10 protein-coding genes are annotated in these 11,589 nt (G+C 66.3%); 8 read left to right on the top strand and 2 right to left on the bottom strand.

Features of this window, described 5'->3' with window-relative positions:
* Positions 1-146: 146 nt before the first annotated feature.
* Together F3J14_RS21390 and map are read right to left on the bottom strand one after the other, a co-directional pair.
* Entirely contained in the window at positions 147-2,723 is a 2,577-nt protein-coding gene (locus F3J14_RS21390; RefSeq protein ID WP_166724715.1) for a [protein-PII] uridylyltransferase, read from the bottom strand.
* 46 nt (positions 2,724-2,769) lie between these two features.
* Entirely contained in the window at positions 2,770-3,585 is an 816-nt protein-coding gene (map, locus tag F3J14_RS21385) for a type I methionyl aminopeptidase (protein ID WP_006752148.1), read from the bottom strand.
* 380 nt (positions 3,586-3,965) lie between these two features.
* On the opposite strand from map, the gene rpsB reads away from it, so the two are divergent.
* The 8 genes from rpsB (at position 3,966) to rseP (ending at position 11,541) form a co-directional block, all read left to right on the top strand.
* Positions 3,966-4,706, top strand: a complete 741-nt coding sequence (gene rpsB / locus F3J14_RS21380) for a 30S ribosomal protein S2 (RefSeq protein ID WP_006752149.1) — start codon at positions 3,966-3,968, stop codon at positions 4,704-4,706.
* Positions 4,707-4,868: 162 nt separating this feature from the next.
* Positions 4,869-5,750, top strand: coding sequence for a translation elongation factor Ts (gene tsf, locus F3J14_RS21375; protein WP_006752150.1), 882 nt, complete (start codon positions 4,869-4,871; stop codon positions 5,748-5,750).
* Positions 5,751-5,906: 156 nt separating this feature from the next.
* Positions 5,907-6,620, top strand: a complete 714-nt coding sequence (gene pyrH / locus F3J14_RS21370) for a UMP kinase (protein ID WP_006752151.1) — start codon at positions 5,907-5,909, stop codon at positions 6,618-6,620.
* A 101-nt stretch (positions 6,621-6,721) separates the two neighbouring features.
* A complete protein-coding gene (frr, locus tag F3J14_RS21365; RefSeq protein WP_006752152.1) occupies positions 6,722-7,282 on the top strand; it encodes a ribosome recycling factor in 561 nt (186 codons plus the stop codon).
* A gap of 49 nt (positions 7,283-7,331) precedes the next feature.
* A complete protein-coding gene (uppS, locus tag F3J14_RS21360) occupies positions 7,332-8,114 on the top strand; it encodes a polyprenyl diphosphate synthase (protein WP_006758563.1) in 783 nt (260 codons plus the stop codon).
* Positions 8,108-8,929 (top strand): phosphatidate cytidylyltransferase, encoded by an 822-nt coding sequence (locus F3J14_RS21355; RefSeq protein WP_166724714.1) that lies wholly within the window; start codon positions 8,108-8,110, stop codon positions 8,927-8,929. The genes uppS and F3J14_RS21355 overlap by 7 nt, the downstream gene beginning before the upstream one ends.
* 15 nt (positions 8,930-8,944) lie before the next feature.
* A complete protein-coding gene (locus F3J14_RS21350; RefSeq protein ID WP_166724713.1) occupies positions 8,945-10,141 on the top strand; it encodes a 1-deoxy-D-xylulose-5-phosphate reductoisomerase in 1,197 nt (398 codons plus the stop codon).
* An 11-nt stretch (positions 10,142-10,152) separates the two neighbouring features.
* Positions 10,153-11,541 (top strand): RIP metalloprotease RseP, encoded by a 1,389-nt coding sequence (gene rseP / locus F3J14_RS21345; RefSeq protein ID WP_166724712.1) that lies wholly within the window; start codon positions 10,153-10,155, stop codon positions 11,539-11,541.
* Positions 11,542-11,589: the final 48 nt, after the last annotated feature.

The following is an 11,589-nucleotide window of genomic DNA, read 5'->3' as shown; positions in this document are numbered from 1 at the left end:
GCGGCGGCTTGTCGGCCGCGGGCGGCGCGGCGGGGCGCACCGCCTTGCGAGCGACGAGGCTGCCGGAGCGGACGGGTGCGCGGGTCGGCGACGCCGGACGCGGATTCTTGACGGTTAATTTGGTGCGCATAAACGCTGGGATTCATTCAGACTGCGATCGCGCGCAGCAATTCGGTTTCGAGCTGGATCTGCAGGCGGTTGTCGGACAGGCCGGCACCGTCGAGCAGGAAGATGTCCTCGACGCGTTCGCCGAGCGTATTGATCCGCGCCGCGTGGACGCCGACCTGATGCTCGGCCAGTACGCGCGCGATCGAATAGAGAAGGCCCGGCCGGTCGTTGGCGGACACGGACAGGATGTAGTACTGGCCGCGCTCGTCGGCCCGGAGGTCGACGCGCGGCGTGATCGGAAACGTCCGGGACAGCCGCGACAGGCGGCCCTTGGACGGCTCCGGCAGCGGCGCGGTCTCGGCAAGGCGCGTCGCGAGCTGCTGTTCGACGAGATTCGCGATGTCGCGATAGCGCACGTCGCGTTCGGTCTGCGTGACGATGAAATTGTCGAGCGCATAGCCATGCCGCGTGGTGCTGACGCGCGCATCGAGCACCGACAGTCCGTTGCGGTCGAAGTACGCGCAGATGCCCGCGAACAGGTCGGGGCGGTCCTTCACGTACACGAGCACCTGCAGCGCGTCGCCGATCGGCGACGGCCGCGCGCGGACGATCGCCGTCTCGGCGTTCACGTGCCGGTACAGCACGCGCGTCTGCCATGCGATGTCGGCCGCGTCGTGACGCAGGAAGAAGCCGACGTCGAGCTGATCCCACAGCGCGCGGTGCGCGTCGTCGGGCACGGTCTCGAGGCGCAGCAGCGCGAGCGCCTGCTCCTGGCGCGACTTCAGTTCCGAATGCGCATCGGGGTTGGCGCCGCCGAGCACCGCGAGCGTGATGCGGTACAGGTCCTCGAGCAGCTTGCCCTTCCACGTGTTCCACACCTTCGGGCTCGTGCCGCGGATATCGGCGACGGTCAGCAGGTAGAGCGCGGTGAGGTAGCGTTCGTTGCCGACGACTTCCGCGAAGCGCTTGATGACTTCGGGGTCGCTCGTGTCCTGCTTCTGCGCGACCTGGCTCATCGTCAGGTGATGCTGGACGAGCCACACGATCAGCGCCGCGTCGTCGCCGGTGATGCCGTGCTCGCGGCAGAAGCGCCGCGCATCGGCCATCCCGAGCGTCGAATGGTCGCCGCCGCGGCCTTTCGCGATGTCGTGGAACAGCGCGGCGACATACAGCACCCACGGGCGCTCGAAATTGCCGATCAGCTGGCTGCAGAACGGGTATTCGTGCGCATGCTCGGCCACCGCGAAGCGGCGGAGGTTGCGCAACACCATCAGGATGTGCTGGTCGACCGTATACACGTGGTACAGGTCGTGCTGCATCTGGCCGACGATGCGGCGGAAATTCAGCAGGTAGCGGCCGAGCACGCTCGTCTGGTTCATCAGCCGGAATGCATGCGTGATGCCCTCGGGCTGCTGCAGGATCTGCATGAACGTGCGGCGGTTCTGCGGATCGCGCCGCCACGTGTTGTTCATGATCTCGCGTGAGTTGTACAGCGCGCGCAGCGTGCGGGCGGACAGGCCCTTCACGCCGCGGGTCACCTCGTACAGCAGGAAGGCTTCGAGGATCGCGTCGGGATGGCGTTCGAACACGCCGTCGTCGACGATCTCGAGCATGCCCTGCTTCTCGACGAAACGATCGGGCGACAGCACACGCGTGATGCCGCTCGTCGCGGGGAACAGCTGCGCCTCGATGTTCTGGATCAGGATCGTCGCGAGCTGCGTGACCGCCTTCGCGGCCCAGTAGTAGCGGCGCATCAGCTGCTCGCTCGCGCGCTTGGCCTGCGTCGGCCGGTAGCCGAAGCTCTCGGCGGCCTGCGTCTGCAGGTCGAACACGAGCATGTCCTGGCGGCGGCCGGCGATCACGTGCAGCCGCGCGCGCAGCGTCTTCAGGAATCCTTCGTTGCGGCGCAGCTCACGCGCCTCGCGCTCGGTGATGAGCCCGCGCGTGTCGAGCTCGCGCCAGCTGCTGCCGAAGCCGGCCGCGCGCGCGATCCACAGGATCGTCTGCAGGTCGCGCAGCCCGCCGGGGCTTTCCTTCACGTTCGGCTCGAGGCTGTACGGCGTGTCCTGGAACTTCGCGTGGCGCTGGCGCATCTCGAGCACCTTCGCGGTGAAGAACGCGCGGGCGTCGAGCGCCTCGTGATACCGCACGGTGAAGCGCTCGAACAGCGCGGTGCTGCCGACGATGCGGCGCGCCTCGAGCAGCGAGGTCTGCACGGTGACGTCCTGCGACGCTTCCTCGATGCATTGCGCGACCGTGCGCACGCTGCTGCCGATCTCGAGGCCGAGATCCCATGCCATCCCGATGAAGCGCTCGATGCGTGCGTCGAGCGCCGGGTCGTGCGCGTCGGGCAGCAGCACGAGGATGTCGACGTCGGAGTAGGGTGCGAGCTCGCCGCGTCCGTAGCCGCCCACGGCGACGAGCGCGAGCGTGGCGGGCACGCCGCACTCGTCCCACACGCGCTTGAGCGCATCGTCGGTGAGTTTCGACAGCGCGTGCATCAGCGACGCGACGTTCGTCGCGCTGCGAAAGCGCTCGAGCATGTCGACCTTGGCGGCCTTGAATTCGGCGCGCCGCGACAGCGCTTCGGGCGAGGGGGCGGCGTGAGCGCTCATGGGTGGCCGTTCAGGTCGGGGGCGGGCAGGGCGGGCGCGACGGCGCTCAGACCGCGGCGGCCGGTTGCGCGAACACCGGGCGTGCCGGCGTGCCGGCCGACACGGTCAGCACCTCGTAGCCCGTCTCGGTGACGAGCACGGTGTGCTCCCATTGCGCGGACAGGCTGCGGTCGCGCGTCTTGACCGTCCACTGGTCGGGCATCGTGCGGATGTCGCGCTTGCCGGCGTTGATCATCGGCTCGATCGTGAAGATCATCCCGGCCTTCAGCTCGATGCCGGTGCCCGGACGGCCGTAGTGGACGACCTGCGGATCTTCGTGGAACACCGTGCCGATGCCGTGGCCGCAGTATTCGCGCACGACGCTGTAGCCCTGCGCTTCCGCGTGCTTCTGGATCGCGTAGCCGATGTCGCCGAGGTGCGCGCCGGGCTTGACCTGGTCGATGCCGAGCCACATGCATTCGTAGGTGGTCTGCACGAGGCGCTTCGCGAGGATCGAGCCCTCGCCGACGATGAACATCCGGCTGGTGTCGCCGAAGTAGCCGTTCTTGATCACCGTGACGTCGATGTTCAGCGCGTCGCCGTTCTTGATCACCTTCTCGCCCGGAATGCCGTGGCAGATCACGTCGTTGACCGAGATGCAGGTGGCCTTCGGGTACGGCGGATAGCCGGGCGGCTGATAATTCAGCGGTGCGGGGATCGTGCCCTGCTCGTTGAGCATGAATTCGTGACAGAGCCGGTCGAGTTCGGCGGTCGTGACACCCGCGACGACGTGCGGCGTGATGAAGTCGAGCACTTCGCTCGCGAGACGGCAGGCGACGCGCATCTCGGCGATGTCGTGTTCGTTTTTGAGCGTAATAGCCATCGAGGTATGCCTGGAATGCGGTGAATTGACGGATTATCGCACCTTATGGCTGGCCTCGCAGCCCCTGCCGGCGGTGCCGATGCGGGTTTTCGGGGATTGTCCGGCCGGCTGCCGCGCGGCAAGCGAAAGTGGTGGGCGACTTGAGAGCCGACAAATCGGCGTGCTATACTCTTTGGCTAAGTCGACATCCAAATGCCGAACCTGCCTCGTTTTGGGGCGGCATGGCGATGAAAGGCTTGTGGCACGCGCATTTTCGCACGTGCCGAATCGCAAGCCGGCGCAACCAAGGGTGCCGGCCGCGCGGAACGAAGGTCCTTCGGGGCGCGTTCGCGCGGCGGTACGGCAGCCGGCTTAAGACCCAACCCTCGTGGAGAATTTACATGGCAGTTACGATGCGCCAAATGCTGGAAGCGGGTGTCCACTTCGGTCACCAGACGCGCTTCTGGAACCCGAAGATGGCTCCGTTCATTTTCGGTCACCGCAACAAGATTCACATCATCAACCTCGAAAAGACGCTGCCGATGTTCACGGACGCACAGAAGTACGTGCGCCAGCTGGCAGCAAACCGCGGCACGATCCTGTTCGTCGGCACGAAGCGCCAGTCGCGTGACACGATCGCCCAGGAAGCGCAGCGCGCAGGCATGCCGTTCGTCAACGCACGCTGGCTCGGCGGCATGATGACCAACTTCAAGACGCTGAAGGTTTCGATCAAGCGCCTGAAGGACATGGAAGCGGCAGTCGAGGCAGGCGAGCTCGAGAAGATGAGCAAGAAGGAAGCGCTGCTGTTCGAGCGCGAAATCGCCAAGCTGCAGAAGTCGATCGGCGGCGTGAAGGACATGGGCGGCATTCCGGACGCAATCTTCGTCGTCGACGTCGGCTACCACAAGATCGCCGTCACGGAAGCGAACAAGCTGGGCGTGCCGGTCATCGCCGTGGTCGACACGAACCACTCGCCGGAAGGTGTGGATTACGTGATCCCGGGTAACGACGACTCGAGCAAGGCAGTCGCGCTGTACGCTGAAGGCGTGGCCGACGCGATCCTCGAAGGCCGTGCCAACGCGGTCAACGAAGTGGTCCAGGCAGCGCGCGGCGACGACGAGTACGTCGAGGAAAACGCGTAACTGGCCCCGAGCCGGCGCAAAAAGGGGGCTCTCAACAGGCCCCCTTTTTTTAAGCTTGTGCGCCGGACCTGATCGCGCTGAATCGGCGCGGGTCCGGAAACGATTTTCGGCCGTTCGCGTCCAAGCGGGCGGCGTTGTGAATACAGACTCAAGGAGCGAATGATGGCGGCAATTACCGCAAGCATGGTGGCAGAACTGCGCGCAAAGACCGACGCACCGATGATGGAGTGCAAGAAGGCGCTGACGGAAGCCGACGGCGACCTGGCCAAGGCTGAAGAGCTGCTGCGCGTCAAGCTCGGCAACAAGGCGAGCAAGGCGGCATCGCGCGTGACGGCCGAAGGCGTCGTCGCATCGTTCGTCGGCGGCAATGCAGGCGCGCTGGTCGAACTGAACTGCGAAACCGACTTCGTCGCGAAGAACGACGACTTCCTCGCATTCTCGAAGACGGTTGCAGAACTCGTCGCGACGCAGAACCCGGCCGACGTGGCCGCGCTGTCGGCGCTGCCGCTCGAAGGCTCGACGGTCGACGCAGTGCGCCTGGCACTGATCGGCAAGATCGGCGAGAACGTCTCGATCCGCCGTTTCGTGCGCTTCGAAACCGCGAACAAGATCGCGACGTACCTGCACGGCGCGCGTATCGGCGTGATCGTCGAGTACACGGGTGCGGACGAGCAGGTCGGCAAGGACGTCGCGATGCACATCGCCGCGATGAAGCCGGTCGCGCTGTCGTCGGCCGACGTGCCGGCGGAACTGATCGACACGGAACGCCGCGTGGCCGAGCAGAAGGCTGCGGAATCGGGCAAGCCGGCTGAAATCGTCGCGAAGATGGTCGACGGCAGCGTCCAGAAGTACCTGAAGGAAGTGTCGCTGCTGAACCAGACGTTCGTGAAGAACGACAAGCAGACGATCGAGCAGATGCTGAAGGCAGCGAATTCCACGGTGCAGAAGTTCGCGCTGTTCGTCGTCGGCGAAGGCATCGAGAAGCGCCAGGACGACTTCGCCGCCGAAGTGGCCGCGCAAGTCGCAGCAGCAAAGCAGCAGTAAGCAGTCAGGCAGTATCCGCGGCGGGCGTCCGCTCCGCCGCGGCCGGCGGCGCCGCCGGCCGGCCGGGAACCCCGGTCCGACCGTCGGCGCTTGCCCGAATCAGTATTTCGCCCCTACAGTTCGTGGTTGTCATCCTCTCGTCGCTCGGAAGCCCCTATGTCCAATGCCTATAAACGCGTCCTCCTCAAACTCTCCGGCGAAGCGCTGATGGGCGACGATGCCTTCGGCATCAATCGCGCGACGATCGAACGGATGGTGGCGGACATTGCCGAAGTCGTGGGTCTCGGTACGCAGCTTGCGGTCGTGATCGGCGGCGGTAACATTTTCCGCGGTGTCGCGGGCGGTGCGGCCGGCATGGACCGCGCGACGGCCGACTACATGGGGATGCTGGCGACGATGATGAACGCGCTGGCGCTGCAGGACGCGATGCGCCACGCCGGCATCGTCGCACGCGTGCAATCCGCGCTGCGCATGGACCAGGTCGTCGAGCCGTACATCCGGCCCCGCGCGATCCGCCAGCTCGAGGAAGGCAAGGTCGTGATCTTCGCGGCCGGCACGGGCAACCCGTTCTTCACGACGGACACGGCCGCCGCGCTGCGCGGTTCGGAAGTGGGCGCCGAGGTCGTGCTGAAGGCGACCAAGGTCGATGGCGTATATTCTGCCGATCCGAAGAAGGATCCGTCGGCCACGCGCTACGCGACGATCAGCTTCGACGAGGCGATCAGCCGGAATCTGCAGGTGATGGACGCGACGGCCTTCGCGCTGTGCCGCGACCAGAAGCTGCCGATTCGCGTGTTTTCGATCAACAAGCCGGGCGCGCTCAAGCGTATCGTGCTGGGCGAGGACGAAGGTACGCTCGTCCACGTGTAAACTCCCGCGGATGCGGGCAAGCGGCGTGGGTCGCCGGCCGTGGTGCGTCGCGCGCCGGGCGGGGCCCGCGTTCTTTGAAGGTTGAAGGTTTGGAGGTTGAAATGAGTGTCGCTGATGTCAAGAAGGGCGTAGAGCAGAAGATGCAGCGCTCGATCGAAGCGTTCAAGAACGATCTGGCGAAGATCCGCACGGGCCGTGCGCATACCGGTCTGCTCGATCACGTGCAGGTCGACTACTACGGTTCGATGGTGCCGATCTCGCAGGTTGCGAACCTGACGCTCGTCGACGCACGCACGATCGGTGTGCAGCCGTGGGAAAAGAACATGGTCGCGAAGGTCGAGAAGGCCATCCGCGAAGCCGATCTCGGCCTGAACCCGGCAACGGCCGGCGACCTGATCCGCGTGCCGATGCCGGCGCTGACGGAAGAGCGCCGCCGCGAGCTGACCAAGGTGGTCAAGAGCGAAGGCGAAACGGCGAAGGTCGCGATCCGCAACCTGCGCCGCGACGCGAACGAAGCGCTCAAGAAGCTCGTGAAGGACAAGGAAATCTCGGAAGACGACGAGCGCCGTGCGAGCGACGACGTGCAGAAGCTGACGGACAAGCACGTTGCCGAAGTCGACAAGCTCGTGCAGAGCAAGGAAGCCGAGATCATGACGGTCTGACGACCGTCCTCGCGCGCCGCCTTCTTCCCGCATTACTGTCTCAACGGCCATGACCTATACAAGCTCTACTGTTCGCGTGCCTGACGTCGGCGCCGTGCCGCGTCATATCGCGATCATCATGGACGGCAACGGCCGTTGGGCGACCGAACGCCGCCTGCCGCGCGTCGCGGGGCACACCCGCGGCGTGGATGCCGTGCGGGCGGTGGTCGAAGGCTGCGCGCGCGCCGGCGTCGAATACCTGACGCTGTTCGCGTTCAGTTCGGAAAACTGGCGCCGGCCGAACGACGAAGTGTCGTTCCTGATGCGGCTGTTCATCACCGCGCTCGAGCGCGAGATCGGCAAGCTGCATGCGAACGGGATCCGCCTGCGGGTGGTCGGCGATCTCGAGCGCTTCGAGCCGCGCATCCGCGAACTGATCCGCCGCGCCGAAACCAAGACGGCGCGCAACACCCGCCTGACCCTGACGATTGCCGCGAACTACGGCGGCCGCTGGGACATCCTGCAGGCGACGAAGAAGCTCGTCGAGCAGGCCGTGCGCGAGGGCCGCGAGGTCGACGTGACCGAAGACGCGTTCGCGCCGCACCTGGCAATGGCCTATGCGCCGGAGCCCGATCTCTTCATCCGCACCGGCGGCGAGCAGCGCGTCAGCAATTTCCTGCTGTGGCAGCTCGCGTACGCGGAATTCTATTTCACCGACAAATACTGGCCCGACTTCGACGGCGCGGCGCTGGCCGACGCGATCGCGTCGTATACCGAGCGCGAGCGCCGTTTCGGGCGCACCAGCGCGCAGCTCGAACCGCAATCGCAGAACGCCGATTCCCTTTCATGCTGAAGACCCGTGTGCTCACGGCGGTCGTGATGCTGGCAGTGTTGCTGCCGGTGACGCTGTTTGCGCCGCTCACCGCGTTCGGCGCGCTGATCGGCGTCGTGCTCGTGTTCGCCGCGTGGGAATGGGCGCGCCTGCTGAAGCTCGGCGCGGCCGGCTCCGTCGTCTATGCGATCGTCGCGGCGGCCGCGCTCGCGGCGACCGCGCCGCTCGGCGTCGGTGCGGCTTCGTCCCGTCCCCTTTTCATGGCAGCCGGCGTGTTCTGGCTGCTGGTCGGCCCGTTCTCGCTGCGGCGCAAGCCGGAACTCGCGGGCGGCGTGTGGCGGGCGTTCCTGCTCGCGGCCGGGCTCGTCGTGTTCGCGGCCTGCTGGCATGCGCTCGTCGCGGCGCGTGCCGAGGGTGTTCCGTTCGTACTGTCGCTGCTTCTGGTCGTCTGGCTGGCCGATATCGGTGCATACTTCGCGGGCAAAGCCTTCGGAAAGCGTAAACTGGCCATTACGATCAGTCCCGGGAAGAGTTGGGAAGGTGCGATCGGCGGCTGGTTCGCCGTGATGGTCGTCGCGGGCGTCGCGATGGCTGCGCACTGGTTTGAGCCGACCCTGTTTTCTGTATTCGCGACCCGCTACGGGATGCCCGGCGCATGGGCCGCGTTGACGCTGCTGGTCGCCTACAGCGTGATCGGCGACCTGTTCGAATCGCTGCTCAAGCGTCAGGCGGGCGTGAAGGATTCCAGCGGCCTGCTGCCCGGGCACGGCGGCGTGCTCGACCGCGTGGACGCGCTACTGCCCGTGCTGCCGCTCGCAATGCTGCTGCTTGGTTAAACCACTATTTCTGTTATGCAAAAACGTCTGACACTGCTCGGTTCCACGGGCTCGATCGGAGACAGCACGCTCGACGTGGTCGCCCGCCATCCCGAGCGTTTCTCGGTCTATGCGTTGACCGCGCACCGCAACGGCGACAAGCTCGTCGAGCAGTGCCTGCGCTTCGCACCCGAAGTCGCGGTGGTCGGCGATGCGAACACGGCGGCGCACGTCGAGGCAAAACTGCGCGCGGCGGGCAGCACGACCGTGGTGCTGTACGGGCCGCAGGCGCTCGTCGACGTGTCGAAGAGCGACGGCTGCGACACGGTCGTCGCGGCGATCGTCGGCGCGGCCGGCCTTGCGCCGAGCCTCGCGGCCGCGCGCGCCGGCAAGCGCATCCTGCTTGCGAACAAGGAATCGCTCGTGATGTCGGGCGCGATCTTCATGGACGCCGTGCGCGACCATGGCGCGATCCTGTTGCCGGTCGACAGCGAACACAACGCGATCTTCCAGTGCATGCCGCGCGACGAGAACCAGCACGGCGGGATCTCGAAGATCATCCTGACCGCGTCGGGCGGCCCGTTCCGCACGCGCGAGCCGGCCACGCTCGTCGACGTGACGCCGGACGAGGCGTGCAAGCATCCGAACTGGGTGATGGGCCGCAAGATTTCGGTCGATTCCGCGACGATGATGAACAAGGGCCTCGAGGTGATCGAGGCGCACTGGATCTTCGGTCTGCCGGGCGACCGGATCGACGTGCTGATCCACCCGCAGAGCGTGATCCATTCGCTCGTGTCGTACCGCGACGGCTCGGTGCTCGCCCAGCTCGGCAACCCCGACATGCGCACGCCGATCGCGCACGCGCTGGCGTTCCCGGAGCGTGTCGACGCGGGCGTCGACCAGCTCGACCTCGCGCAGATCGCGCAGCTGTCGTTCGAGAAACCCGATTACACGCGGTTCCCATGCCTCGCGCTCGCGCTGAAGGCGCTTGAGGAGGGTGGTATCGCGAGCGCCGCGTTGAACGCGGCGAACGAAATCGCGGTCGAAGCGTTTCTCGAGCGCCGGATCGGCTTCATGGCGATTGCGGCCACGGTCGACGCAGTGCTCAACGCGCTGCCGAACCGCAGCCCGAACGGGCTCGACGACGTCCTTGCGGCGGATGCCGAGGCACGCCGCCTCGCCGCGGAGATCATTGCGAAAGCGCCTGCGCCACGCGTGGAGCGTACTGTCTGAATGAGGTGCTCATGAACGTGCTGGTCGAACTGATCGCGTTTGCGGTGGCGATCGGGGTGCTGGTCGTCGTGCATGAGTACGGACATTATCGCGTCGCGCGCTGGTGCGGTGTGAAGGTGCTGCGTTTCTCGATCGGTTTCGGCCAGCCCGTCGCGCGCTGGGTCAGCCGCCGGACGGGCACCGAGTGGACGCTGTCCGCACTGCCGCTCGGCGGTTACGTGAAGATGCTCGACGAGCGCGAGCCGGGGCCGGGCATCAAGCCCGAGGAGCTCGACCAGGCGTTCAACCGGCAATCGGTGTTCAAGCGCATCGCGATCGTCGCCGCCGGCCCGATCGCGAACTTCCTGTTGGCAATCGTCCTGTTTTCCGTCGTATTCGCAACCGGCGTGACCGAGCCGGCCGCGGTGCTTGCGCCGCCGGCCGCCGGCACGGTGGCGGCTCGCGCGGGCTTCGACGGCAACGAGACGATCGTGTCGATCCGTGACGTGCATGCAGGCGACGCGCAGGGCGGCGAGGCCGTGCCCGTGCGTTCGTGGTCGGATTTGCGCTGGAAGCTGCTGTCCGCCGCGTTCGATCATCGCGAGGTCGTGCTCGGCGCGCGCGACGGCGGCGCGTCGACGTTCGATTTCCGCGTCGACCTGCGCAACGTTCCCGAAAGCGCGCTCGACGATGATTTCATGATGCACCTGGGCTTCGAGACCGGCGGCGGCACGTTGTCGGTGGCGTCGGTGCAGCCCGGCAGCGCGGCCGAGCACGCCGGCCTGAAGGCCGGCGACAAGCTGCTCGCGCTCGACGGCAAGCCCATCGGCGGCGCCTCGCGCTTCATCGACGCGGTGAAGCACCACGCGGGCCAGGCGGTCGATCTGCGGGTCGAGCGCGGCGGCGCCACGCAGACGGTATCGATCGTGCCGCAGGCGCAGCGCGACGACGAGACGGGGCAGCAGGTCGGCCGCATCGGCGCGGCGCTGTCGATGCATACGCCGTCGGTCGACGTGCGCTACGGGCCGATCGAGAGCCTGCGGCTCGGCGCGCACCGCACGTGGGACATCGCCGTTTATTCGCTGAAGATGTTCGGGCGCATGATTACGGGCCACGCGTCGCTGAAGAACCTGTCCGGCCCGGTGACGATTGCCGACTACGCGGGCAAGAGCGCGCGGCTCGGTCCGTCGGCCTTCCTGTCGTTCCTCGCCCTTGTCAGCATTAGCCTCGGGGTGCTGAACTTGCTGCCGATTCCCGTTTTGGACGGGGGGCATCTGTTATATTATCTGGTTGAAGCCGCGACCGGGAAAGCCGTCTCGGAGCGCTGGCAGCTGATTCTGCAAAGAGCCGGGTTGATCTGCATCGTCGCATTGTCGGCGATCGCGCTGTTCAACGACCTGGCTCGGTTAATCCATTTCTGAAGCGTCAGGCGGCGGCCAGTCGGCCGCCGCCTGATTTGATGCAGCTAA

This window comes from Burkholderia sp. Tr-862 (assembly GCF_011753085.1).
In the GTDB taxonomy this organism is placed as follows: domain Bacteria; phylum Pseudomonadota; class Gammaproteobacteria; order Burkholderiales; family Burkholderiaceae; genus Burkholderia; species Burkholderia ambifaria.
The sequence above is the reverse complement of the archived record's forward strand: the minus strand, read 5'-3'. Positions and strand labels throughout refer to the sequence as shown.